The sequence below is a fragment of the Iodidimonas nitroreducens genome (assembly GCA_000710935.1).
In the GTDB taxonomy this organism is placed as follows: Bacteria; Pseudomonadota; Alphaproteobacteria; order Sphingomonadales; family Rhodothalassiaceae; genus Iodidimonas; species Iodidimonas nitroreducens.
On the sequence record BAYV01000041.1, the window covers coordinates 27,111 to 52,302 of the forward strand.

General features: G+C 57.3%; 23 protein-coding genes. 13 read left to right on the forward strand and 10 right to left on the reverse strand.

Features of this window, described 5'->3' with window-relative positions:
* Window positions 1-93: 93 nt before the first annotated feature.
* Window positions 94-462, forward strand: a complete 369-nt coding sequence (locus AQ1_RS11680; RefSeq protein WP_052371243.1) for an energy transducer TonB — start codon at window positions 94-96, stop codon at window positions 460-462.
* A 358-nt stretch (window positions 463-820) separates the two neighbouring features.
* Here AQ1_RS11680 and AQ1_RS11685 read toward each other — a convergent pair whose 3' ends face one another.
* The 4 genes from AQ1_RS11685 to AQ1_RS14695 all read right to left on the reverse strand — a co-directional run bounded on the left by AQ1_RS11685 (window position 821) and on the right by AQ1_RS14695 (window position 6,594).
* Window positions 821-2,494 carry a Mur ligase family protein gene (locus tag AQ1_RS11685; RefSeq protein WP_042087487.1) on the reverse strand — a complete coding sequence of 558 codons (1,674 nt, stop codon included), beginning with the start codon at window positions 2,492-2,494 and terminating at the stop codon, window positions 821-823.
* On the reverse strand, window positions 2,495-3,319 hold the full coding sequence (locus AQ1_RS11690; RefSeq protein ID WP_161760588.1) for an alpha/beta fold hydrolase: 825 nt from the start codon (window positions 3,317-3,319) through the stop codon (window positions 2,495-2,497).
* Window positions 3,312-4,535 carry a D-alanine--D-alanine ligase gene (locus AQ1_RS11695; RefSeq protein WP_042087489.1) on the reverse strand — a complete coding sequence of 408 codons (1,224 nt, stop codon included), beginning with the start codon at window positions 4,533-4,535 and terminating at the stop codon, window positions 3,312-3,314. The genes AQ1_RS11690 and AQ1_RS11695 overlap by 8 nt, the downstream gene beginning before the upstream one ends.
* Window positions 4,536-4,638: 103 nt before the next feature.
* A complete protein-coding gene (locus tag AQ1_RS14695; protein ID WP_161760590.1) occupies window positions 4,639-6,594 on the reverse strand; it encodes a sensor histidine kinase in 1,956 nt (651 codons plus the stop codon).
* A 159-nt stretch (window positions 6,595-6,753) separates the two neighbouring features.
* Between AQ1_RS14695 and AQ1_RS11705 the strand changes: the two genes are divergently transcribed.
* From AQ1_RS11705 to cysK, 3 genes are all read left to right on the forward strand, one after another.
* A complete protein-coding gene (locus AQ1_RS11705) occupies window positions 6,754-7,491 on the forward strand; it encodes a lysophospholipid acyltransferase family protein (protein WP_161760592.1) in 738 nt (245 codons plus the stop codon).
* 158 nt (window positions 7,492-7,649) lie between these two features.
* On the forward strand, window positions 7,650-8,522 hold the full coding sequence (locus tag AQ1_RS11710) for a serine O-acetyltransferase (protein WP_081837309.1): 873 nt from the start codon (window positions 7,650-7,652) through the stop codon (window positions 8,520-8,522).
* 76 nt (window positions 8,523-8,598) lie between these two features.
* Window positions 8,599-9,519, forward strand: coding sequence for a cysteine synthase A (gene cysK, locus AQ1_RS11715; protein WP_042087491.1), 921 nt, complete (start codon window positions 8,599-8,601; stop codon window positions 9,517-9,519).
* 13 nt (window positions 9,520-9,532) lie between these two features.
* Here cysK and AQ1_RS11720 read toward each other — a convergent pair whose 3' ends face one another.
* Together AQ1_RS11720 and AQ1_RS11725 are read right to left on the reverse strand one after the other, a co-directional pair.
* Window positions 9,533-10,765, reverse strand: a complete 1,233-nt coding sequence (locus AQ1_RS11720) for a DUF2336 domain-containing protein (protein ID WP_042087492.1) — start codon at window positions 10,763-10,765, stop codon at window positions 9,533-9,535.
* On the reverse strand, window positions 10,765-12,522 hold the full coding sequence (locus AQ1_RS11725) for a sensor domain-containing diguanylate cyclase (RefSeq protein WP_161760594.1): 1,758 nt from the start codon (window positions 12,520-12,522) through the stop codon (window positions 10,765-10,767). Before AQ1_RS11725 ends, AQ1_RS11720 begins: the two co-directional genes overlap by 1 nt.
* A 128-nt stretch (window positions 12,523-12,650) precedes the next feature.
* Here AQ1_RS11725 and AQ1_RS11730 point away from each other — a divergent pair, with 128 nt between their 5' ends.
* From AQ1_RS11730 to dapE, 3 genes are all read left to right on the forward strand, one after another.
* The gene (locus AQ1_RS11730) at window positions 12,651-13,313 is read left to right on the forward strand and encodes a pyrimidine 5'-nucleotidase (RefSeq protein ID WP_042087499.1); all 663 of its coding nucleotides are present in this window, start codon (window positions 12,651-12,653) and stop codon (window positions 13,311-13,313) included.
* A gap of 132 nt (window positions 13,314-13,445) precedes the next feature.
* Complete coding sequence (gene dapD, locus AQ1_RS11735) at window positions 13,446-14,312, forward strand: 2,3,4,5-tetrahydropyridine-2,6-dicarboxylate N-succinyltransferase (RefSeq protein WP_042087500.1); 867 nt, start codon at window positions 13,446-13,448, stop codon at window positions 14,310-14,312.
* Window positions 14,313-14,325: 13 nt separating this feature from the next.
* The gene (gene dapE, locus AQ1_RS11740; RefSeq protein ID WP_042087502.1) at window positions 14,326-15,501 is read left to right on the forward strand and encodes a succinyl-diaminopimelate desuccinylase; all 1,176 of its coding nucleotides are present in this window, start codon (window positions 14,326-14,328) and stop codon (window positions 15,499-15,501) included.
* Window positions 15,502-15,517: 16 nt separating this feature from the next.
* Here dapE and AQ1_RS11745 read toward each other — a convergent pair whose 3' ends face one another.
* The gene (locus AQ1_RS11745; RefSeq protein WP_052371247.1) at window positions 15,518-16,258 is read right to left on the reverse strand and encodes a putative metalloprotease CJM1_0395 family protein; all 741 of its coding nucleotides are present in this window, start codon (window positions 16,256-16,258) and stop codon (window positions 15,518-15,520) included.
* Between the two features lie 119 nt (window positions 16,259-16,377).
* Here AQ1_RS11745 and AQ1_RS11750 point away from each other — a divergent pair, with 119 nt between their 5' ends.
* Window positions 16,378-17,910 carry an acyl-CoA carboxylase subunit beta gene (locus tag AQ1_RS11750; protein ID WP_042087505.1) on the forward strand — a complete coding sequence of 511 codons (1,533 nt, stop codon included), beginning with the start codon at window positions 16,378-16,380 and terminating at the stop codon, window positions 17,908-17,910.
* A gap of 29 nt (window positions 17,911-17,939) precedes the next feature.
* Here the strand turns inward: AQ1_RS11750 and AQ1_RS11755 are convergent, their stop codons facing one another.
* Complete coding sequence (locus AQ1_RS11755) at window positions 17,940-18,695, reverse strand: DUF4197 domain-containing protein (protein ID WP_052371248.1); 756 nt, start codon at window positions 18,693-18,695, stop codon at window positions 17,940-17,942.
* Window positions 18,696-18,917: 222 nt separating this feature from the next.
* On the opposite strand from AQ1_RS11755, the gene pyp reads away from it, so the two are divergent.
* Genes pyp through AQ1_RS11770 form a run of 3 tightly spaced genes read left to right on the forward strand, consistent with a single transcriptional unit; the run spans window position 18,918 to window position 22,215 of the window.
* Window positions 18,918-19,295 carry a photoactive yellow protein gene (gene pyp / locus AQ1_RS11760; protein WP_042087567.1) on the forward strand — a complete coding sequence of 126 codons (378 nt, stop codon included), beginning with the start codon at window positions 18,918-18,920 and terminating at the stop codon, window positions 19,293-19,295.
* Complete coding sequence (locus tag AQ1_RS11765; protein WP_052371249.1) at window positions 19,292-20,632, forward strand: AMP-binding enzyme; 1,341 nt, start codon at window positions 19,292-19,294, stop codon at window positions 20,630-20,632. Before pyp ends, AQ1_RS11765 begins: the two co-directional genes overlap by 4 nt.
* Window positions 20,632-22,215 (forward strand): HAL/PAL/TAL family ammonia-lyase, encoded by a 1,584-nt coding sequence (locus AQ1_RS11770; protein ID WP_042087509.1) that lies wholly within the window; start codon window positions 20,632-20,634, stop codon window positions 22,213-22,215. The genes AQ1_RS11765 and AQ1_RS11770 overlap by 1 nt, the downstream gene beginning before the upstream one ends.
* Here the strand turns inward: AQ1_RS11770 and AQ1_RS11775 are convergent.
* A complete protein-coding gene (locus AQ1_RS11775; RefSeq protein ID WP_042087512.1) occupies window positions 22,178-22,732 on the reverse strand; it encodes a tetratricopeptide repeat protein in 555 nt (184 codons plus the stop codon). The genes AQ1_RS11770 and AQ1_RS11775 overlap by 38 nt on opposite strands.
* A gap of 173 nt (window positions 22,733-22,905) precedes the next feature.
* On the opposite strand from AQ1_RS11775, the gene AQ1_RS11780 reads away from it, so the two are divergent.
* Window positions 22,906-23,220 carry a hypothetical protein gene (locus tag AQ1_RS11780; RefSeq protein WP_042087513.1) on the forward strand — a complete coding sequence of 105 codons (315 nt, stop codon included), beginning with the start codon at window positions 22,906-22,908 and terminating at the stop codon, window positions 23,218-23,220.
* On the opposite strand, the gene AQ1_RS11785 is transcribed toward AQ1_RS11780, so the two are convergent.
* Complete coding sequence (locus tag AQ1_RS11785; protein ID WP_042087514.1) at window positions 23,165-24,136, reverse strand: glutaminase; 972 nt, start codon at window positions 24,134-24,136, stop codon at window positions 23,165-23,167. The genes AQ1_RS11780 and AQ1_RS11785 overlap by 56 nt on opposite strands.
* Window positions 24,137-24,376: 240 nt before the next feature.
* On the opposite strand from AQ1_RS11785, the gene AQ1_RS11790 reads away from it, so the two are divergent.
* A complete protein-coding gene (locus tag AQ1_RS11790; RefSeq protein WP_150007030.1) occupies window positions 24,377-25,180 on the forward strand; it encodes a hypothetical protein in 804 nt (267 codons plus the stop codon).
* The last annotated feature ends 12 nt before the right edge of the window (window positions 25,181-25,192 follow it).

The window sequence follows — 25,192 nt, forward strand, 5'->3', positions numbered from 1 at the left end:
TTAATATGTTGCGGCGCAAAAGGTCGGGGCGCGGAGATGGGTCGATTGTCATGTCGCGCAGAATTTGAACCCTTGTTCACAAAAGGCAAAAACATGTTCGCACGCAAAGCTCTTGCTGTTGCATTAATGACGACAGCCGCCCTGTCCGCCTCTTTTGGCGTGGTTAAAGCAGCCAGTGTTGCGGATTGGCAAACCGCCATCGCACGCACCGTTGCTTCAAAGCAGGTTTATCCCCGCTCGGCCATGATGCGCCAGCTCGAAGGCTCGGCCCGGGTGAAGGTTGTGATGGATCGCACCGGCGCCATTCAATCCTATGAAATTCTCCAGCCCACTGGCCATAATGTGCTCGATTCGGAAATCGAACGTTTGATGGGCCGGGTCAATCCCCTGCCAAAGCCACCGGCTGAATTGTCCGATGATCGCCTGACGATCATTCTGCCTCTTAACTGGACTTTGCAATAAGCCACTCTTGGCTTCATCCTATAAATCAGCGCCCCGGGCTTGCCCCGGGGTGCATTTTTGGCGTGTTCAGCCCTTCACGAGATGGACCCCGGGTCAAGCCCGGGGTGACGTTTTTTGTGGGGTGACGCGGTTTATTTGACGCCAACACCTCACGTCATCCCGGACGCGGTGCAGCCCGAAGGGATGCGACGCTGAGCCGGGATCCACTCTTTGCCACGCACGAGCTCTTCACAAGGTGGACCCCGTGTCTCCGCCCGGGGTGACGAAAGAGGGGGCCCGGGGTGACGATTCTTGTGGGGTGACGAAAGAAAGGGCTCAGCGACGATGAAGGCCACGGCCATCCCCTAATCCCGCGCTATTAAAAGCCCGGTAATTGCTCGTAAAGATCGGGCAGGTTGTTTTCATATAAAATCACATCATCGGCCCGGGCGTGATCCTTGATCCAGTTCTGGGCCTCGTCTTGCGTTGCAAAGCGCAAGAGTTGGGCCTGATCGTTTTTGCGGCTGTTGAACCCTTCGATGAACGATAAAATCCGTTCCGGGGTGACAATGAGGGCGATATCCACATGCTGGCCCGCCAATTCCCCTAAGGTGCGATGCTCTTCATCATGGCGGCTGCCCAATTCAACCATGCCGGGGGTGATCAGCAGGCGTCGCCCGCCGGGCTTTTGCAGGATATCGAGCAGTTCCAGCCCCGAGGCAAAGCCCGACGGATTGGAATTATAGGCGTCATCGATGATGGTGATGCCCTTTGCTTCAATCACTTCCAATCGATGGCGGCTTTGGGGCACGGTGGCAAGGGCTGCCTTTATCGATGAAATGGGCATCCCCATTTGCAGGGCGGCGGCGGTAGCGCAGGCGATATTTTGCCCCTGATGAAGGCCATAGAGAGGGGCGCGAAGGCTGATCTCGCCGAAATCAGAGCCGTTGATCACAAGGCTGATGCCATCCCGGTCCTGCTTGGCGGATTGCACCGAAAGCCCCGTGATGGTTTCATGCACAGCTTCGGCGTGCGGATTGGTTTTGACAAGGATCAGGCTGTCATCGCGGGACAGGCGCTCATCCAGTTTGTTTTGGGGCACGGCATCGCGATTAACGATGGTTTTGCCGCCATTGGCGCGGGCGGCATCGGCCATTTCAAATTTGGCATCAAACACCCGATCAACAGTTTTGAAGCGTTCATAATGCGCCCAGCCCACAGCCGTGATGATGGCGAGTTTCGGCGGGGCCAAACGGCATAAGCGGGCGATGGACCCGGGACCATAGGCCCCCATTTCGACGATGAAATAACGATGGTCGGGCTTGAGCTGTTCGCGCACCACCCGGGTGATGCCCATATCGGTATTGATGCTGCCGGGGGTGGCCAAAGTGGGGGCGGCGCTCGACAGGATATGCGCCAAAATCGATTTGGTGGATGTTTTGCCATAGCTGCCGGTGATGGCAATGATATAGGGCTGCAAATGGGCCAGTTTTTCTTTGGCTTCACCCAGATAGCGGGCTTTTACCCGCTGTTCAAAGGGGCTTAACAGCCGATTGGCGGCCAGAAGGGCATAAGGCGCGATCTGGGCCGCAATCAGGCTGAATAAAACCAGCATCGCAATCAGCGGTACCGGCTGCCAATGGGCGATGATCAGAAAGCCACTGCCAAGAAAGGCCATGAGGGCGAGATAAACAGCAAGGATGCGGCGCGCCCGTTCAGTTGATACCAAAGGTTTTTTCGCGGTCAAAAGCGCCTTTCGGCTGCGGCGGAAACCCTCATATAAACCCGCGATCAGGATCATCAGTGCCGGCGTATCGAGCCATGAAAGCCCATAGGCAGCGCCAAAGCTAAGGCCCCCTGCCAGAATGGCTGCAAGGCTTGTGAGGCGATCCCGGCCATGGCGATCCTTCAACCAATGGCGAAAGCGGCTGCCATCATATTCTTCCTGCTGGAAATACATCAGATAGGCCCGGCCCCGGTGGAGCACAAAAAAAACGATGGCCAGAGTCCAAAGGAAAACCAGCAGAGCTTGAAGGATAAAGGAAATGCTCATTCACAGCCGCTCCAGAAAATGCGCGATGCGCTGCTGACATTGAAAAGCCCCACGGCTGAGAATATCAAGATGCCCAAAGCCATCGAGGCAGTGAAAATCCGCCCCCCTGATCAGCTTTTGATAGTGCTGGCCCATGCTGGGCGGGGTGGCATCATCAAGGGCACCATAAAGCAATAAACAAGGCGCCAAAATCCGGGCCGCCTGCGGGCTTAAATCTTCGTTCACCACGGACAGGAGCGTGGGGCGCAAAGCCCCGGCAGCGCGATAATCGGCACTGCCAAAGCGTGCTTTATAGCGATCTTCAAAATGGCTGCCAACCAGCCCATCGATGCGGCGGGCCAGCCGCCCCAATTGTTTCAGGCCCAAAGCCCGCAGGCGGAAAGGCAGGCTGCGCGGCCGTTTCAGCCCCGCCCCGGCAATCAGGATCAGGCCCGCAATGTGATCGGGATAACGGGCCGCAAAGCGCACCGCAATCCGCGCCCCAAAGGAATGACCCACCAAAATCACCGGGCGATTGTGATCAAGCTGCTGATAAAGGACTTTGGCATAATCATCGCTGCCCGCACCGCTTTGGAGCATGGGGGTTTTGCCAAAACCGGGCAGATCATAAACCCGGTTTTCGGCCTCGGCGGCAAACAGCCGGGCCAAAGGCAAAAGGCTGGCCCCGCTTTGCCCCCAGCCATGCAGCCAGATGATCAGGGGCGGAGATTGTGTGGCTGGATCAGCGGGTTTTCTCGGCTCAGGCCTTTTTTGGGTAACCGATAAGGGATGGCAATACCACAAAGCCGATGTCGGCTGATCGCTTAGGGCCGCCGCTTTAACCATGGCCAAAAATCCGGGCATTGCCGGTGGCGGTATTGGTATCGGCGCGTTCCTGTTTGCTCAGCGCGAAGCCTTCTTCCACCAGATGGCTCACAAGATCGCTGAAGCTGAGCGCCGGGCTTGCATCCTGCCACAGGAAATAGGCAAAAGAGCCGGGGATGGAATTGATTTCATTAAGCCATAGATCGCCGGTTTGACTATTGCACAGAAAATCGATCCGCACCGTTCCTGCCAGATCGAGCAGATCGAAAGCCGTGCTGGCGGCGCTGCGCAACAGGGCTTCATTGGCGGGGCTCAGATCCTGCGGATTGATATCCCGGCTCAAGGACGCCATCCCCAGACTGGGGGCATCATCAAGCTTGGGCCCGCCCCCTTCGCCCGCCCGGTATTTCGTGTTGAAATCGAGAAAGTCGCTTGATTTCAGGGGCTTTTCGATGGCCGATGTGCAGATCTCGCCCCCCCGGCGCATCACCGCCACATTATATTCCACCAGATGGGGCACCAAAGGTTCGATCAGGGCCCCATGATCCATGCGAAAAATCAGCGACAGGGCGGCCTCAAGATCATCGATAGTCCGGGCGATCTGCACCCCCACACTCGACCCAAGGCGGCGGGGCTTGGCGATCACCGGAAAGGGCTGGTCGCCCAATATGGCTTCCAGCCGGGGCAGCAGATCGGCCCGATCCAGAAACTGGCCCTCAGGGGGTCGATCCACAAGAACATGGGGCAAAAGCGGCAGATTACGCAGGCCCAGCATCTGTTTGGTGATATGCTTATCCATCGTTGCCGCCGATCCCAGCGCCCGCGATCCGGCAAAGGGAATCCCGGCAAAGGCCAAAAGCCCCTGCAAGCTGCCATCCTCGCCATTGCTGCCATGAATGGCCGGCAGCATCAGATCAAAGGGGATGCTGTCCACTTTTTCTCCGAACAGCCCTTTTTTCATGGTCAGCAGATGGGGCCACCCGTGGGTGGCGGTGCCAAGGGGCAAAGTGATGGCGGAAAGCTGTTTGCGGGTTGCTTCGCTATGGGGATAAAGGCTTCGCTTCAATAAAAGATCGCCGGTCCACCATTGGCCTTCGGGGTCCACATAAACGGGCAGGCCCTGATAGCGGCTTTGATCAAGGGCATCAAGGCACTGCAAACCGGTCAGCACGCTGACATCATGCTCCACACTGCGTCCGCCGAAAATAACGGCAATGATCTTTCTGTTACTGGTCATCAATCCGGCCTGCCTCAAAACTGTTTATGATTGCCTTTAAGACATTGAAAGGCGGCATCATAGGGGCATGTTTTGCAAATGGCGACAAGGAGCTGCAGCGTCTTCACTCTTGGCTGGGATCCTCTGGGGCAGCATCAGCTGGGGATTTATCGGCGATGGGCAGGATGAGGCAGGCGCAGGCCCCGGCTTTGGGTTCATTATAAAGCTCAAGACTGCCGCCATGCCTGAGCACAAGGGATCGGGCAATGGCCAATCCCAGCCCCATGCCGCCGGGATTGCTCAATTGGCTTTGATTGCCCCGCCAAAAGCGATCAAAAACATAGAGAAGCTGGGTTTCGGGGATGCCCGGGCCCTGATCGATGATCCTGATGATCACCTCATCGGCCTCTTGTTCCATATAAATTCTGATGCTGCTGTGGGGCGGAGAAAATTTGATCGCATTATCAATCAGATTGAGCAGGATTTGCAAAAGCCGGTGATAATCGGCAAGGGCATGGCGATTTTTTAGAGGGGCAACCAGATCGATGGTGATCTGTTTGGCATCGGCTTTTGGCTGCACCATGCGGCAGGCCTCGCAAAGGATATGATGCAGATCATGGGGCTTCATATCCAGCGGCAGATCATCATGATCATCCATCGAGGCGCTATCCAAAAGATCCCCCACCAGGGATAAAAGATGATGCCCCGCCTTGTTGATATCATGGGCATATTCGGCATATTTCCGATGCCCCAGGGGGCCGAGTTCTTCACGGCGCAGCATTTCGGAAAAGCCGATCACCGCATTGAGCGGGGTGCGCAATTCATGGTTCATATTGTGCAGGAATTGGGATTTGGCATCATTGGCCCGTTCGGCGCGAACAAGGGCATCCTTCAGGGCGCTGGTGCGGTCCAGAACGCGCTGTTCCAGCTTTTCATTCATCCGGCGCAGATTATGTTCGGCTTTTTGTCTTTCGCTATTTTCCTTGATCAGGGCGTATGTGCGGCGCTTGACCGTTTCTTCCAGATTGGCTTTTTGCCCTTCGATGATAGCGCGGGCACGGTCGAGTTCATCCACCGCCATGCCCAGAATGTAGCTGATCAGCACCAGCACCAGCAAAAAAAGCTGAAAGATGTGGATTTCCGTGCGGCTGGGCATGATCAGGATGGGATCGACCAGATAAACCGCAATCCCCAGCCCGGCGATAGCCACCAGAGTGGCGCTGATCATCGCCCCCGGAAAGCCATAGCGCAAGGCGGCCCAAATGGGCGGCAGGAAACATAAAAACAGCAGATTTTGGGTTTTCCCGATGGGCGAGAGAAAAACCACATAAAGAATGAGGGCGGTTGCGAAGGTGATTGCCAGCGGGATCATCAGCGGATGCTGGGGCCAGCCGCTTTTGGGGCGGATGAGGGGACGCAGCAGCCCCTGAAGGAAGGCTTGGCCCCCTTCGGGGCTTAAAAGCCTGATCATCAGCGGGGCCATCATCACCAAAAGCAAAGGGGTGAGGATAAGAATACCGATAACATCCCCCAAAAGCCATTCCGCCAAGGCATTGGCGGCGCGCCACAATGACATGCGGCCCAATCCATACCACAGGCCGATGATGCTCATCCCCGATATGGTGGCGGCGATCAGCGCCCCGCCCAGCAGCCGTGCCAGATGATAAAAGGTCCAATCATGGGGCTTCAGCCGGGCAAGGGGCATAAGAAACCAGGCAGCGAGCGCCACCGCAGCGCTATTGGCCAATGCGGGCAGCAGGGTGATCGGGTTGATTTGCCAATATTCCCAGATCCCAATATTGCCGATCAAAAAGCCTAAGCACACAATCCAGATCAGCCGCGCCCCAAAACACAGGATAAAGGCAATAGCCAGCCCCATGGCCGGATACCATGTGGTGACCGATAAAGGCGTTTGAAACGATTTGGCGTGCAGATCAAGCCCATAATGGAAAGCGCAATAGGCGATCAGCAGGAAAAGAATGTGCGGCCATGACAAAGCCAAAGCTTTTTCCCCGGCATAAAAACCGGGTTCGGGCCCGGTTTGCGTTTCCGGGCTTTGTTCCTTTTGGGGTGCTGACATAAGAGGGCTTTTCATGGGGCGTGTTATCAATGGCGATGGGGGGGGCTGTTTTTTTGCTGTTGATCAGGCTTTCAAGGCTTTAAAAGGATCAATGCAAAAGGATGCGGCATCTTCATGCAGGGGCATTTCTTTTACAAATGGTGGTGGAGTATAAAAATCGTGCGGTCAATCCTTTTCAATCTCGCATTTTACACTTTTACCTTGTTATGGGCGACAGGTTTATTAATCACCATTCCTTTACCCGGTCGGCGGGCGATGAGCCGGGGCATCTGGCTCTGGACCCATGCGGTTTTATGGATGGCGCGGGTGATTGCCGGGATCACGGTTGAGGTGCGGGGGGCTGAACATCTGCGCCCCAATGAAGCCTTGATCATTGTTTCAAAGCATATGTCGGATCTGGATGCCATCGTGATTTTCCATCATCTGCCTGATATGACGGCACTGGCCAAAAAAGAATTATTTCGGGTGCCGGTGATCGGTTTGTTGCTGCGTAAGCTGGATATCGTGCGCATCGATCGGCAATCGGGGCAGGCGCATCAGGAAATGCCCCGGGTCATCCGCGCGATCCGCGAAGGCAAACGGCCGCTGGTGGTTTTTCCCGAGGGCACCCGCACATTGCCGGGGCAGCATCGCCCTTTGAAAAGCGGGGCCTATTATCTGCAGGAGGATGGCAGCCTGCCGGTGGTGCCGATGGCCACCAATTCCGGCCTGCACTGGCCCCGGGGCTTGGGCAAAAGGCGGCCGGGGCGGGTGGTTTATATCATTGGCGCCCCGCTGGCCCACAGCACCGATAAAGCCCATTTCATGAAGCAGGTGAATACGCAGGTCATGGATTTATCCGATCAACTGATGCGCGATGATCCCGCCCATCAGCATTATCCTGCGCTTTTGGGCTGATCCCTTGCACCCCGATTGGCCCGGCTTTCTGGTCACGCTCTTGTGACCATGGCTTTGCTGTGCCTTGCGTATCGCGATCTGGCTCCTTAATAAATGGATGTGTGCTCAGATTGTGATAAAGATTTAGGGTCTATGCCCTTAAAGCAGGATTTTCGCTGATGGATGAGGTCATGCAAAATGCGCCGCCGGATCTTTTGGGTGTGGCCAAAGCGCTCATTGAACGGCATGGCCATTATGGCCAGATCCCCGATATCCATATGGAAGAGGCGGGCCGCCTGCTTGATGATTGCATGGGCCTGATTTTCCCCCATCTTTCGCCCCATAGGCCCAAATCAGCGCGCGAGATCGAAGCCCGGATGATCCAGATGATGGGGCGCTTGCGCTATGTGCTGTGCGAAGTGATGCCCGAACAGTGCTCCGAGGCTGCGGGCATTGCCCTGCGTTTTGCCCGCGCTTTGCCCGAAATTGCCGATACGGTGCGCGAAGATGCCGAAGCCGCTCTGGCCGGAGACCCGGCAGCGGGATCATTGGATGAAGTGATTTTGGCCTATCCCAGCATTTATGCGGTGGCGGCCTATCGGCTGGCCAATCGGCTGGTGCGCGAAAATGTGCCGCTATTACCGCGATTGATGAGCGAATATGCCCATCGCCTGACAGGGGTTGATATCAATCCCGGGGCCACCATCGGCCATGGCCTGTTTCTGGATCATGCCACATCGGTGGTCATCGGCCAATCGGCAGTGATCGGCAATCATGTGAAAATTTATCAAGGGGTGACCTTGGGTGCTTTGAGCGTGAAGCGGGATTATCAAAATACCAAGCGGCACCCCACCATCGAGGATGATGTGGTGATCTATGCCAATGCGACGATTTTGGGCGGGGAGACGGTGATTGGCCGGGGATCGGTGATCGGCGGCAATGTGTGGCTCACCAAAAGCGTGCCGCCGGGCAGCCGGGTGATGTATCGCTCGGTGGGGTGGCAGGGTTTGGCCGAGCCCGAACCCGAACGATCCGATGATTTTACCATCTGAACTCTGATCAGCAGATACAACCGCGCGCGCCGCGTGCGGCATCAATGATGACCTTGATTGACAGGAGACGACAGCCATGCGCGCGAAAACGATTTTAGAGACTATCGGCAATACCCCTCATGTGCGGATCAACCGATTATTCGGCGATAGCCACGAGGTTTGGATCAAGCAGGAGCGGGTCAATCCCGGCGGCTCGATCAAGGATCGGATCGCCCTTGCCATGGTCGAGGCAGCGGAAGAATCGGGGGCGCTGAAAGCCGGCGGGGTGATCATCGAGCCGACCTCGGGCAATACCGGCATTGGTCTGGCGATTGTGGCGGCGGTGAAGGGCTATAAGCTCATTTTAGTGATGCCGGAAAGCATGTCGATCGAACGTCGGCGGCTGATGCTGGCTTATGGTGCCGAATTTGTGCTGACCCCGCGGGAAAAAGGCATGTCGGGGGCGATTGCCCGCGCCAAGGAGCTGGTTGAAAGCACCCCCGGCGCCTGGATGCCGCAGCAATTTACCAATCCTGCCAATCTGGATGCCCATCGCAAGCACACGGCGCAGGAAATTCTCGCCGATTTTCCCAATGGCCTTGATTATATGATCACCGGCGTGGGCACCGGGGGGCATATTGGCGGCTGCGCGGAAATTTTGAAAAAATCCTATCCCGATCTGCAGGTTCTGGCGGTCGAGCCGGAAGCCTCGCCGGTGCTTTCAGGGGGCAAGCCCGGGCCGCATCCCATTCAGGGCATTGGTGCCGGTTTTGTGCCCGATATTCTTGATGTCTCCCTGCTCGATGGGGTGGTCGAGGTCAATCCGCAGGAATCGATGGAAATGGCCCGCCGGGCCGCCCGTGAAGAAGGGATGCTGATCGGGATTTCATCGGGGGCAACTTTGGCGGCGATTGCCAAAAAACTGCCCTCAATCGATAAGGGCAGCACCATCCTTGGCTTTTGCTATGATACGGGCGAGCGCTATCTTTCCATCGAAGGCTTTTTGCCCACCGAATAAGCCGGGCGCGAACCTACTCGGTATAATAGCTGAGCTGCCAGACCATTTCGTCCTCATCCATCGGATAGTCTTTCCCGTCTTGCGCCGCAATGCGCTGGGCGGGCGAGACGAGGGCGATTTCGGTTTGCATCTGAAAGGCCGTGCGCATGGAAAGCCCGGCCTTCCAGACCAGTGCGGTGACCGCCCGGCCGCTTTTGGAAAACAGAATCTGGCGCACGATGCGCGGTTCCAGTTCGCTCATCACCGCCAGACACTGGATCAAAAGCTCGCGCCGATTGGCGGTGATGCTATCGGCGATGAAGTCATCGGTGAGCATCCCCCGCCGGTAATGATCGCGGGCCTGTTCCGCCAGCCTTTGGGCTTCGCTATCATCCACCCGTTCGGTCATGATCCGCTTGCGCACTTCATCCAAAAGGCCATCGGCGGCCTGATGGTTCAGCCCACTGCTTTCGATCATCTGATGCACCAAAGCGCTGGCGACAAAGCTGGCGATGCGCTTCATCGCCCGGATTGAAAGCGCGGGCTTCAGGGCCAGGGGTTTGTGGAGCGCGCTGACTTGGCGCGCCTGCTCGATGATCTGATCCAAAGTCTCTTCGCGAATCTGGGCGCTGGGATTGGCCAGAAGGGCTGCAACGGCGGGGATTTCAAGGCTTCCGGCAATATCATCCGAGACGTTTTCGCTCAATTGATCGCGCCGGGCGATGGAAACCAGCGCCTGTTGCGATAGCCCGGCGGCGATGATCTCACGCAGATCATCATCATCCAAAAGCGGCGAATATTCCAAAATCGGGCAGGAAACGGTTTCTTCAAGATCGCGCGCCAGCTTCAGGATCACCGTTTTCGGCACCAGAGCGGATCGCTTGATTTCCTCGGCCAGAATGGCCCGCACCTTGGGCAGACTGTCTTTGGCAAGCTGATCAAGCATTGCCAGCACATGATCATGAAGGCGGCCGCTTTCCATGGCATCAAGGCCGGGCACCAGCCGGGCGATTTTGCGCGCCAGTTCCGCCCGCACCCCATCATCATCATCACCAACCAATATCAGATCGGCCTGATGGGGCGTGCTGGCATTGGCGGCCACATCCCGGCGCACATCGGGGCTTTCATCCTCAGCCAGAAAATAGAGCACCTCGGGCCGGGTTTTGTGATCCTTGGCAAGGGTGATGCGATCTTCCACCTCGCCCTCCACCAGTAGCCTGCGGGCCTTCAGATACTCCTCATCCATGGGGGGAAGGTCGGTGCTCATCAGGCGGCGCCTTCCTTTTGGGGGGAGGCCACCTCATCAGGGGCGACGACATTATTTTCCCCGTCGTCGGGGGCGACGACAATCGCCGCCCGGCCCTGTTGCTTGGCGGCATAAAGGGCATGATCGGCGCGATCCGCCAGATGTTCGGGGCTATCGGGATGATCGGGACGGCTGCGGGCAATGCCGATCGACATCGACAAAGGCGAGTTCATATCCCCCGCCGTTTCCCGCAAGAGGGGCACCAGTTCCAGCAGATTTTGCGCCTTGATCTCGGCACCACTTAAATCGGTATCCTGCAGCCACAGGCCAAATTCATCACCACCGATGCGGCCTTCCAGATCGCCCACCCGGCTTTTGTTGCGCAGCAAAGATCCCAGCTTGCGCAGCACGGCATCGCCGGCGGCATGGCCCAAACGATCATTCACCTGCTTGAAATGATCCAGATCGATGAACAGAAAACAGCCTTCTCTGCGGCTGCGTTTCTGATGCCCAAGCCGGGCGCTCATCTCCTCGAACAAAGCCCGGCGATTGAGCAGCCCGGTCAGATCATCGACGCGCGACAGGATGCGCAGCTTATGCACCATAGCGGCCTGTTTCAGGGCAATTGCCAGATGCCCGCAAATGCCATGCACCAGTTCCACCTCATGGGCGCGCCATGGCTCGGCCGAAGCATCGCGGGTAAAAACGATGGTGGCGGAAATGCCCTGGGCGGGCCCCGCAAAGGCGATCAGGCAGGGAATATCGCCATGGCCCAGTTCAACCCGTGCATCCTCGATGCCATCCTGGCTCCCATCTTCGCCCCCATTCCGGAGAGTTTGATCAAGGGCCGAAAGCGCCATATCCACCAGATCGCCGCCTTGATCCAAGGGGCTATGGTGGATCATGGGATTGGTATCATCTGTGGCTTCATGGCGCAAAGCCCAGCCATGATGGGATCGCAGGGCCTGAGCCGCCGCCTCGGCAGCAGAGGCAACGATTTCCGCCGGGTCGGCCTCCATGCGGATATCGAGCACGATGCGGGCCAAAAGCGATTGCCGCGCCTGATCGAGCTTTTGGGCGATCTCGCGCTCATTTTCACGGGTGATATCGCGGGCCACACCCCGCGCCCCGCACCATGCGCCTTCAGGATCGGTGACCGGCACGCAGGACACCGACAGCAGAACCGGGTGGCCCTGATGATCGCAGGCCCGTACTTTGGTCATGCGTTGGGGCAGGCGGGTAGAGAAAACGATGCGGGCATCTTCGGGGCTTAGTTGAAACAGGTTTTCCGCCCGGCGGCCATTCATATCTTTGGCGGCAAAGCCCAAAGCCCCGGTGGGGCTGACATAGCTAAAGGCCCCTTCGGCATCGGTTTCCCATCCGAAATCCGCCGAGCAATGCATCAGATCCTTGTAAAGATCGCGGCTTTTGAGCAAGGCCCGGGTGAGATTGTTTTCAAAGGTCACCTCGCGAGCGGTGATCAGCAGATGGCTGCTTTCATAGGGCATCACCTGAATTTCATAAACCAGATGCTGGGCTTCCGGCTCGCCCAATATCACCCGTCCGGTGGCCGGTGCCCCATTGGCGGCGGCGCTGAAGATAAGCCCCCGCAAATCGGGATCGCGATCATCCATTGCCCGGGCCAGCGGTTGGGCCTGTTCATTGGATTGGATGACCGCGCCATTGACATGCACCAGCATGGCCGGACATTCGGCACGGGCGATCAAAAGCGAGGCATTTTCGCCTTCGCCCTTGAAGCCATTGCCGCTCTTATCCATTTTCGATGTGATGCCGGATGTGTTCATAATGCGTGATTTTAAGGGATTTGATCTTAAAGCGGGCTTAATATCATGCGGTAAGACTGAACGATGAAACGCGCATAAGCGAGCAGATATTGGCAGAAAATATGGTATTTCCCAAAATACAGAATGTTGAAACCTGGGTTTTTGATCTGGATAATACGCTCTATTCACCAAGCTGTGATCTTTTCAGCCAGATCGATGTGAAGATGAGCGCTTTTGTTGCCGAACTTCTGGGCCTTGATCTGGAGGCTGCCCGGGCTTTGCAAAAGAAATATTTTCTGAGCCACGGCACCACTTTGCGCGGTTTGATGGATCATCATGATGTGCACCCCGAAAGCTTTCTTGATCAGGTGCATGATATTGATGTCAGCCCGGTGCCGCCCAACCCTGAGCTGGCGGATGTTTTGTCGGCACTGCCGGGGCGCAAGATCGTGTTCACCAATGGCTCGGTGCCCCATGCCGGGCGGGTGATGGCGCGTTTGGGGATCGATCATCTGATCGAGGATGTGTTCGATATCGCGGCAGCCGATTATCATCCCAAACCGGCAGGCGTGACCTATGATCGCTTTTTAGAACAGTATCGGATCGATCCGCAAAAAGCGGTGATGTTTGAAGATATGGCCCGTAATCTGGTGCCCGCCGCCGCCCGGGGGATGACCACGGTGTGGCTGCGCACCGGCTATGCCTATGGGGCGATGGAGCATGAACCAAAGGCCGTACATCATGAAACCGATGATCTGTCGGCCTTTTTGCGCGCCCAGCTTTAAACGCCGCCCGGCCCATCGCTTTTTTGTGGGATTGGGAAAGAACAGGGAAGATTGACAGTCGGGCTTCGCTGGCTATGCTCCGGGCTTTAAGGATTGCGTTTATCAACAGCCTTTTGCGAGAAGCCCCGATCCATGCCCCATCAAGACCTTTCTCCCCAGAATTTACGCCAGATCATCGATGATGCCTTCGAGCAGCGCGATCAAATCAACACCCAAACCACCGGGGAAGTGCGCGATGCGGTGGCCGCCTGCCTTGCGGGGCTTGACGAGGGCCGCTTTCGGGTCGCCTCCCGCGAGGGGGATGACGGCCCATGGCAGGTTCATGAATGGCTGAAAAAGGCGGTTTTATTATCCTTTCGCCTTAATGATATGGTTTTGATCGAAGGCGGGCCGGGCACCAATACGGCCTGGTTTGATAAGGTCCCCTCGAAATTCGAGGGCTGGACGGCAGCGCATTTCCGGCGGGCCGGTTTTCGCGCTGTGCCCGGGGCCATCGTTCGTCATTCTGCCTTCATCGGTAAAGGTGCGGTGCTGATGCCGTCATTTGTTAATCTTGGTGCCCATGTGGGGCCGGGGACCATGGTCGATAGCTGGGCCACCGTTGGCTCCTGCGCACAGATCGGGGCCAATGTGCATTTGTCGGGCGGCGTTGGGATCGGCGGCGTGCTGGAACCCTTGCAGGCCAGCCCGGTGATCATCGAGGATGATTGCTTCATCGGGGCCCGCGCCGAAGTGGCGGAAGGGGTGATCGTGGAACGGGGGGCGGTGTTGTCGATGGGGGTTTATCTGGGGGCGTCCACCAAAATCATCGACCGGGAAAGCGGCGAGATTTTCATGGGCCGGGTGCCCGCCTACTCGGTCGTGGTGCCGGGAACCTTGCCGGGCAAACCCCTGGCTGATGGATCGCCGGGGCCGGGGCTTTATTGCGCGGTGATCGTGAAGCGGGTGGATGCCCGCACCCGGGCGAAAACCTCGGTCAATGCCTTGTTGCGCAGTTGATGGCATGGTGAACATGTCGGATATCTCGCTTGAAGGCGGCGGGCTGGATGCGGTGCGCTTGGCGCAGGCTTTGATCCGCTGCCCATCGGTCACCCCACGCGATGAGGGGGCGCTTGATCTGGTGCAGGCGGTGCTCACCGATCTGGGATTTGATTGCACCCGCCTGCCCTTTGAATCGCCGGGCACGGCGCGGGTGGATAATCTCTTTGCCCGCATCGGTACGGGGTCACCCCATATCTGTTTTGCCGGGCATACCGATGTGGTGCCGGTGGGCCACCCCGAACGCTGGCAGGTGGATCCTTTTGCCGCGATCATCGAAGATGATGTGCTGATGGGGCGCGGCGCTGCCGATATGAAGGGGGCGATTGCCGCCTTTATCTGCGCCGCCCGCGATTATCTGGCCGAGATGGGGGATGGTTTTTCCGGCTCGCTCAGTTTTTTGATCACCGGCGATGAAGAAGGCCCGGCGATCAATGGCACGGTGAAGGTGCTGGAATGGATGGCGGGCCAAGGCCATATCCCCGATATGTGCTTGGTGGGGGAGCCGACCAATCCCTCGCATCTGGGGGAAATGGTGAAAATCGGCCGACGCGGCAGCTTCAATGCCCGGCTTTTGGTGCAGGGCCAACAGGGCCATGTGGCCTATCCCCATCTGGCGCACAATCCCATTCCCGGTTTGATCCGCCTGCTCGATGCCTTGGGGGCCGAACGGCTCGATGAAGGAACACCCCATTTCCAGCCATCCAATCTGGAAATTACCAGCATCGAGGTGGGCAATCATGCCACCAATGTGATCCCCGGCATGGCCGAAGCGGCGTTTAATATCCGCTTTAATGATCTCCATAGCGGCGAAAGCCTTGAACGCTGGGTGCGCGACCGGCTCGATGCGGTGGGTGTACCCTATGAATTGACGATTGCCATATCGGGTGAGGCCTTTCTCACCCCGCCCGGGCCTTTTTCCGAAGCCATTTCCCAAGCCATCGTGGCCCGGCTGGGCTGCCGCCCCGAACTTTCCACCACCGGCGGCACATCCGATGCCCGCTTCATCAAAAATTATTGCCCGGTGGCGGAATTTGGTCTGGTGGGGGCCAGCATGCACAAGGCCAATGAATGCGTTTCGCTGTCTGATCTTGCCGCCCTTGGCGATATTTATGGCGATATCCTGCGGCGGTTATTCGCTTATGCCTGAAAGAATCCTTTAGCCTTCAGGCGATGAGCGACAGGCTCAGCCCGGGAGCCGGGGTCCCGGAAGCGATGGCACCGGGGGCATTGGCGGTGATCGCCTCACCGGATGCGGGATTTTCATTGCGCAATTCGGCGCGCTCAAGGGCTGCGGCTTCGGCGCGGGCGATCTGTAATTGCGCCCGGGCCTGGGCAGCCACCGCCCGATCCTGCGGCGATGGTTCTGCCGGGGCGAGGGCGGCGCGGATGACTTGCTCCATCTTTTCAGCGGTGGCCTCAGGGTCACCGGCCACGGGGCTGGTATCGATGGCCACCTCACCGGCGATGGCATATTGGCGGCCATCGGGGCCGGTGGTGAATTCAAATTGCGGCTGGCCGGCGATCCCCGCACCGGCGGTGGCATGGGCGGCTTCATGGGCGCGCACCTCTCGATCCCGCGCCCGCAGATCATTCACCACGGCGCGTTCTTCATCGCTTAATTGGGTGGGCAGGCGCACGGCGGCCGTGTCTGGCTCCGTTGCTTGGGCATCGGGCGCTTCTTCAGGCGCGGCTGAAGGGGGCGAAATCTGCTGGGCGACGATGGCGGTGGGGCCCGCGATCAGGCTGGTTTGATTGGCCGGATTGAAGGCGCGAGGATTATTCGCAGCATTTTGTTGTTGGGTGGCAGTGCTAGCACCCGTTTGCGCAGCATCGCCCCCTGCTGCCACGATGGCCGCCGGGGCAAAAGCCGCAACAGGAATTGCAGACGCCGCATTGATGATCATGGCGTAATCATAGCGCGGATGGCGTTAAAAATCTCCCCATCATGATGGATATTTGATAAGGGCTGTTAGGCAGAATAACCAAGGGCCGTTTGGCTAGGCCTAATGACGGGGAGACTGGCATGAAAGAGATTCTTCAGGAACTGGAACGTCGGCGTCAGGATGCGCGCCTGGGCGGCGGGCAGAAACGCATCGATGCCCAGCATGCGCGGGGCAAGCTTACGGCGCGGGAACGCCTCGATGTTCTGCTCGATGAAGGATCTTTTGAAGAAACGGATATGTTCGTCACCCATCGCTGCACGGATTTCGGCATGGAAAACCAGAAAGTGCCGGGCGATGGCGTAGTCACCGGATCCGGCACCATCAATGGTCGGCTGGTTTATGTGTTCAGCCAGGATTTTACGGTTTTTGGCGGGGCCTTATCCGAAACCCATGCCCAGAAAATCTGCAAGATCATGGATATGGCCATGAAAACCGGGGCGCCGGTGATCGGCCTCAATGATTCGGGCGGGGCGCGGATTCAGGAAGGCGTGGCTTCCTTGGCGGGCTATGCGGATGTGTTTCAGCGCAATGTTCTGGCGTCTGGCGTGGTGCCGCAAATCTCGGTGATCATGGGGCCGTGCGCGGGTGGGGCGGTTTATTCTCCGGCCATGACCGATATGATCTTCATGGTGAAGGATTCGAGCTATATGTTCGTCACCGGCCCCGATGTGGTGAAAACCGTGACCAATGAAGTGGTGACCCAGGAAGAACTGGGGGGTGCAATCACCCATAGCACGAAATCTTCGGTGGCCGATGTGGCCTTTGAAAATGATGTGGAAGCCCTGATCCAGACCCGGCGGGTTTTTGATTTTCTGCCCCTGAGCAATCGGCAGGCGGCCCCGCAGCGGCCCAGCTTCGATGATCCTGATCGGCTGGAAATATCGCTGGATAGTGTGGTGCCATCCAATGCCAATAAGCCCTATGATATGCATGAAGTGATTGAAAAAATCGTCGATGAGGGCGATTTTTTCGAGCTTCAGCCCAATCATGCCCGCAATATGATCATCGGTTTTGCTCGCATGGATGGCCAAACTGTGGGGGTGGTGGCCAATCAGCCGATGGTGCTGGCGGGCTGCCTTGATATCGATAGCTCGAAAAAAGCGGCGCGGTTTGTGCGTTTTTGCGATTGCTTTAATATCCCCATCCTCACATTCGTGGATGTGCCCGGATTTTTGCCCGGCACAGCACAGGAACATGGCGGGATCATCAAGCATGGGGCGAAGCTGTTATTCGCTTTCGGCGAGGCGACGGTGCCGAAAATCACCGTCATCACCCGCAAAGCCTATGGCGGCGCTTATGATGTGATGAGCTCAAAGCATCTGCGCGGCGATGTGAATTATGCCTGGCCCACCGCCGAAATCGCGGTGATGGGGGCAAAGGGCGCGGTGGAAATCATTTATCGGGCCGAGCGCGGCAATGCCGATAAAATCGCCGAACACACCCGGGCTTATGAAGATTTGTTCGCCAATCCGTTTGTGGCAGCGTCGAAAGGCTTCATCGATGAGGTGATCATGCCTCATTCAACGCGGAAGCGGATATGCCGGTCCTTGCGCATTCTGGCCAGTAAAAAGCTCGAAAATCCTTGGAAGAAGCACGATAATATCCCGCTTTGAGGGTGCAGTTTTTCTGAGGGCGATGGGGCTTATGGCGCGCCGAAAATCTTTTGCAGCAGATCGCTGCCGCGCTTCAAGGGATCGGCACGGATGGCGGCTTCCTCGATGGCCAGAATATGAAACAGGCCATCCATCGCCTTTTCGGTGCTATAGGCAATCAGATCCCCCTTCACATCGGGCATGAAGGGGATATCGCCATAGGTTTCAAGGCTTTTGTCATAAAGGGCGATGGCCCCCACATCGCGCAGGCTGCCCTCGATGATCGGGTGCATTGCTTTTGACAATTCAGGCGACATCTGCGCCTTGAAATAGCGGGTGGCGGCATCATCGGGGCCGGTGATGATCGCTTTGGCATCCTTGATGGAGAGATCGGCGATGGCCTGCATGAAAAGCGCCCGGCCCGCCGGGGCGGCGGCTTCGGCAGCCCGATTGAGGCGGATTTCAAGATCCTGGGTCAGATCATTCTGGCCGATGCGCCCAAGGGCCTTATCCACCTTTCCCAAAAAGCGCGGCAAAGGGATATGCACGCTGGGATTTTCCAGATAGCCCCCAGCGGCCCCAAGCTTTGATACCGTGCGTTCGGTGGCGATGGAAAGAGCTTCCAGCAGGCCCTTGGTCATGTCGCTGTCGGTTAAATCCTTAAACGACGAGGTGGATGGGGATTTTTGCATCCATGCTTTTGATCGATCCAGCAGGCTTTGCCCGGCCTCCAGCGCAAAAGCAGGGGCGTTAAAGGCCAGGATCAGCACAAAAATCAGCAGCAGCTTTAAAACAGTGAAGTGCATCCTGATCATCCTTGCAGCCCATAACCATCCGCATCCTGCGCCTTTAGGGCTGAGGCGTCAAAGCCCAAAAAAGACATGTTTCACGCAAGATTATTGTTATTTCTTTTGGCGACCCTGATTTAAGGGAATTGTAAGAATTCCAGACTAGAAAATGAGGCCTGTCACCACAGCCATATGCTGTGGGTGATCAGTGGTCAACATCTTATAGTTTAAGGATTTATGATGCAGGTCGTTGCTTTTGGCGAAGATAATATTGAAAACAGCCTCGCGAAACTGAAAGAGGGCGAGATCGATAAGCTGGCCTTTGGGGCCATTCAACTCGATAAAAATGGCACGGTCATCCAATATAATGCCGCTGAAGGCGAGATTACCGGACGGGATCCGAGCGCTGTTCTGGGCAAGAATTTTTTCAAGGATGTGGCCCCTTGCACAGCCACGCCTGAATTTGAAGGCAAATTCAAAAAGGGTGTTGCGGCAGGTGATCTCAATGTGATGTTTGAATATATTTTCGATTATCAGATGCAGCCAACCAAGGTGAAAGTGCATATGAAAAAAGCCCTGATGGGCGATAGCTATTGGGTTTTTGTCAAGCGCCTGTGAGACAACACAGCTCCACAAAACCCGTGCTTTTATCCCAAGGCACTGCGCCGCCTGCTTTGGTCTGGTGGCGCAGGCCCCTGATCCGCCAGCTTTTATGTGATATTTTGATCGATGAACTGGCGCATCTCAGGCCCGGCCATCGGGGCCTTGCGGATTTATTTCACGATTGTTTGGCCAAGGATCAGGGGGCGGCGCTGGATGCTTTGCCCCTTGATGATCGGGCGGCAGATGGCCCCCGGGCTTTGGCCCTTGATTCCATGGAATTATTGAGCATCGCCGGGGCGGTCTCTCAGCGCTTTGGTCTCGATCTTTTAGGGATCGATGATTATCTGCTGGCCCGGCGGCGCTTTGGGGATTGGATCGATCTGATCATCCATGGCCGGGAAAAACTGGCGGGCACGGTTGATGATGGCATGGTTTTCTTCAGCTCGGGCAGTACCGGCACGCCCAAGCCGGTGCGCCATCATCTCGATGATTTACGGGCTGAAATTGATGGCCTGATCCAAGGGATGGGTGCACCCCGGCGCATTTTGTCGCTGGTGCCATCGCACCATATCTATGGCTTTATTTTCACGATTTTGGGCGCAGCGCGGGCGTTTCCCGCTACCCCTTCCTCCGATCATGATGGGGATGCGCTGCAGCGTCTCGATCTGCGTCGTCAAACCCCTGCGGCCTTGGCGCGGCAGGTGCAGGCCGGGGATTGGATCATCGCCCATCCCGGCTTTTGGCGGCTGGCAGCCCCGCGATTGGCGGCCATGCCGCAGGCTGTGGCGATCAGCTCAACCGCGCCGCTCGATCGGGATGTGGCCGCGCAGATCATGGCCAGCGGCCTGATCGGTTATGAAATCTATGGCTCCACCGAAACGGCGGGCCTTGGCCTGCGGCGGATGGATGAACCCTCTTTTCGCCTGATGGACGGATGGCAGCGATCCGCTGGCGAGGACGAAATCCACCGCGCCGATGGCCGGGTGGCGGATGTGCAGGATCATTTCATCTGGGATGAGGATGGCCGTTTCCGCCCCGATGGCCGCCGGGATGAAGCCATTCAGGTGCTGGGGATCAATGTCTATCCTGCTGAAATCGCTCGTCTTCTTGAAACCCATCCCAAGGTTTCAAAGGCCGCCGTGCGCCTGATGCGGCCCGATGAAGGGGATCGGCTCAAAGCCTTTGTGGTGCCGGTTGATGATCTTGATCCACGATCCGCCCAAAATCTGGGCGACGACCTGATGCATTGGTGTGCCCAAAAGCTTGCCCCGGCGCAATGCCCGCGATCTTTCACAATGGGCCCGGCCTTGCCCCGCACCGGGATGGGAAAAGCGATGGATTGGGTGATTTGATGATGGCGCGCGTGATCGATCTGGGGGGCACCCCAAACCCAGCCGATATCGAGGCTATTGCCCATGGTGCTAAGGCTATCGTTTCGGATGCGGCACGATTGCGGATAAAGCGGGCCTCAGCGCTTTTGGATGATCTGATTGCCCAAAGGCGGCGGGTTTATGGGGTCACCACGGGCTTTGGCCCCCTGGCCCAGCATTATATCGCCCCGGATCAAACCGCATTGCTGCAACGGCAGTTGATTTATCATCTGGCAAGCGGGGTGGGCCAGCCGCTGCCGCCCGTGCAGGTGCGCGCCATCATGGCGGCGCGGATCGCCAGCCTGGCTCAAGGGGGATCGGGGGTTAGCGGAACGGTGATCGATCTGATGCTCGGGTGCCTTGATCATGGGATCATCCCCTGCATTCCCGAAATGGGCACGGTGGGGGCAAGCGGCGATCTCACCCCACTGGCCCATATGGCCCTGTGTTTGATGGGGGAGGGAGAGGTTCTGCTGGATGGCCAGAAAAGGCCGGCGGGCGAGGCGCTGGCGAAGGCCGGGTTGGTCCCCCTTGACCCCGGGCGCAAGGATGGGTTGGCTTTGGTCAATGGCACTTCGGCGATGACCGGGATTGCCGCCCTGAATGATGGTGGTGCGGCCCGGGCTTTTGATCAGGCGCTGCTCATTGCGGCCTTGATTGCGGATGTGAGCAAAGCCCGGATGGAGGCCTATGATGATGCCTTGTCAAGGGCGCGGCCCCATCCCGGTCAGGCCAAAACGGCCGCCCGCCTGCGCCATATTTTGCACGATAGCCAAAGGGTGATGGCCCCGGAATGGCCCAATCCGGTGTTAAAAGCAGGGATCGAAGCAGCAGGCGATGGGGTTTTGGCGGCCCAAACCTGCCCGCAGGATGCTTATAGCCTGCGCTGTTTGCCTCAGGAATTGGGTGCGGCTTTCGATCTGTTGCAGTTTCATCATGATGTGGTGACACGGGAATTGGCAGCAGTCAGCGATAATCCCCTGATCGATGTGGCGGCGGGCCATGCCGTTCATGGCGGCAATTTTTATGGCCAGCATGTGGCCTATGTCAGCGATTGCCTGATGCTGCCGCTGATTAAGCTGGCAGTGCATGGGGAAAGGCTGATCAATCGGCTGACCGATCCGGTGCGGAATGGCGGGCTGCCCGCCTTTTTGAGCGCCGGCACGGTGGGGATGTCGAGCGGGCTGATGGGGGCGCAGGTCACCGCCACGGCGCTGGTCGCGGAAATGCGGGGGCTGGCAACCCCGATGTCGATCCAATCCATCGCCACCAATGCCGATAATCAGGATGTGGTGACCATGGGCACCATCGCGGCCCGAAAAGCCGCGCGTCTGCTGGATATTTTATGGCGTCTTCTGGCGATCGAGGCGATCACCGCCAGCCATGCCATGGCCCTTTATCGGGCGCGGGGCGAGGATGGCTTTGCCAGTGCCACCCGGGCATTTGGCGAACGGATTTTGGATATCTGCCCACCTTTATCGCAGGATCGGCCCTTGGGGGCTGAGATCGAGCGGGTGGCAGCTCTACTCAGCCTTCCCCACTTGCCCGACGACGGCTTTCGGTGATGGCGATATTATGTTCCACGATTTGGGCTTCCATGCTGCCGGGGGCCAGATTGGCCAAAGCGATCTGGAAATCATCAAGGGCCAGATCATAGCGCCCCTGCATCAGATAGACATTGGCGCGGGAATTGCGGGCCATCCAATGGCGGGGGCGGATCAGGATGGCTTTTTCGCAGGCTTCTAAAGCGCCATCCCACTGATTATCCTTGCTGCGTGCGGCACACAGGGCATTCCATGCGGAATATTGGATGGCCGGGGTTTTATCGCGCTCTAAAAGGGTGAGGGCGAGATCAATGGCATCGCCATGCGCCCCTTGTTCCAGCAGGGAACGGATTTCAGCGATTTCCGCCGGTTCATCGAAACGGATGATGTTCAATGGCCGGTCGGGGGCTTTTTCGATTCGGGTGCCGGTGCTTTGCGCCAGAGCATGGGGCATGGCCTGGAGCAGCACAAAGGCGAGGATGGTCAGGATCACCCCCTGTTTAAAAGGGGCGGGAGAAAAGGGGAGCAACTTGGTCATCGAAGCCTCCACACAAGATCAAAAGGCCACAGCATAAGATCGCTATGATAGCATCTTTCGTGGGCTCCGTCCTCTTTCATGATGTCGTCCCCGCATCCTTCATCAGGATGGATGATCAAAAAGCCAGCGCGATGCGTATGGGATAGGCAGAGTTCAATAAAGGCAGAGAATGCATGCGGATTTTTTATGGATGTTTGGCGCTGGGCATGAGCCTGATCGTTCTGGCGGCTCTTTGGGCTGATCCATTTTTTGCCCATACGGGCGGCTTTCTCGGAACATGGTGGGGGGCCACCTTATTTGCCGATGTGATCGTGGGGTTCATCGTTTTTGGCGGAGTGATCTGGCTTTTCGAGCCGCGCAAGAGCCGGGCGTTTTTGTGGATCGCCGCTCTTTGTATTCTCGGCAATCTGGTGGCGGCTCTTTGGATCGCCCTTAATTGGCAGGCTTTATCCCGCCATTTGAGGGGGCAAAGCTCATCCGGCGCTTGAATACATTGATATCGGCGCGGCGGGCAAACAGCTCCAGCGCCCGCGTTCCGGCCAAAGAATTGCCTGCGGCATTGAGGGGCGGCGACCAGGCACATAAGCTGCCGACACCGGGGATGATGCACAAAATGCCGCCGCCTACGCCCGATTTTCCCGGCAGCCCCACGCGAAAGGCAAAATCGCCCGACATATCATAATGGCCGCAGGTCATCATCAGGGCATTGATCCGGGTGGCCCGTTCGGCCCGGGTGATTTTTTCATCGGTGTGGGGCAGTTTTCCGGCATTGGCCAGATAAATCCCGGCGCGGGATAATTCGGTGGCTGTGGTTTCCAGGGCGCATTGGCAGAAATAGGTGTTGAGCACCTGATCCACATCATTTTCAATGACACCGAAGCTTTTCATGAAATGCGCAAGGCTGGTATTGCGATGCCCCCATTGGCGTTCGCTTTGCGCCACATCGGGATTGATGCGCACCCGATCCGATTGGCTGGCCCGCCGCACCAAAGTCAGCATATCATCAAGGGCACCACGTTCGCCCGCTTTGGAAATCACGGCATCGGTCACCGCCAGCGCCCCGGCATTGATAAAGGGATTGCGCGGCACACCCTGTTCATATTCCAATTGGGCAATGGAATTGAACGATGATCCTGAAGGTTCCCGGCCTACCCGTTTCCACAGCCGCCCGCCCCAGGCTTCAAGGGCAAGGGTCAGCATGAAAACTTTCGAGATGGATTGGCTTGAAAAGGGGATATCGGCCTGACCCGTGGCATAGCTTTTGCCATCCAGCGTGGTGAGCACCAAAGCAAAATATTTGGGATCGACATTGGCCAAAGCAGGGATATAGCTCGCCACCTTGCCCTTGCCCAGAATGGGTTCCACCTCTCGGTGTACCGCTTTAATGATCCGATCCCATCGCATGGCTGCACATTAGCGGGGCCGATCAAGGGCGGCCACGCTTTTCTGTGTCTTTCGCGGCTTTTTTGGCAGGATGGCGGGGACAGCAGGAAAGACAGAGGATAGGACGGCGGGACCATGGGGCGGAAGGCGACGAAAATGTTCCGTAAAAGCCTTGTTTTTATATCATACCAATATACTATAGTTCTCAATATATTGAGGGGCCAGATCATCGCGCCGCTTCATCTTTGTGGGGAGATTAAAGTGATCATCATCAAATCAATGGCCATGGCTGTGCTGTGCACTCTTGCGCTTTTCTCGATGGAGCCATCCGCCTTTGTCCAAACGGCTCAGGCCCAAACCGGGGATTCAGCGCCCCCTCAGCGCCAGGCGCGGGCTGATGGTCCTTTGGCGCAGGCCATTGCCCATGCGGCGGATAACAAGCCTGAGCGCAGCCATTACAGCTATCAGCATCATCTGGTGATGGTGGCAGATGATGAAAAGACCGACCGGCGCACCCGCTTTGATCCGCGCCAGCCCGATGGGGCCCAATGGGAATTGCTGGCGGTGGATGGGGCGGCCCCCTCGGTCAAGGATCTGGCGGATTATGAGCAGCCCGATCTGGGCTCTGGCAAGAGTTCGGATAGCTTTGCTTTATATGGCGAGATGATTGCAAAGCTGGATTGGCAGGATGCGACCCTCGTCTCGATCAATGATCGAGAAGCGCATTACCGCATAGAGGGGCAGTTGGATCAATGGCTCGATGCGGAGAGCGCTGCATTCGCCGAGCATTTGAAAAGCGATCTGGTTGTTGATCTTTCGAGCGATGCACCTTTTGTCTCATCCATGCGAATTTTTGCCCCGGCCCCTTTTTCCAAGCCGATGGTTGCGAAAATCAAGGCCTTTGAAACTCTGTTCACCTTCAACCGTCATGCAAAAAGCGGCGATATTCTGCCCCAATCCATCGAGATCGGTGTTTCTTTGAAGGCATTGATGTTTTTTTCGGTCGATAGCCAAACCGATATCAGTTTCAGTGATTTCGTTTATTTGGGCAGCGAGATTTTGTAAAAATACGTTGTC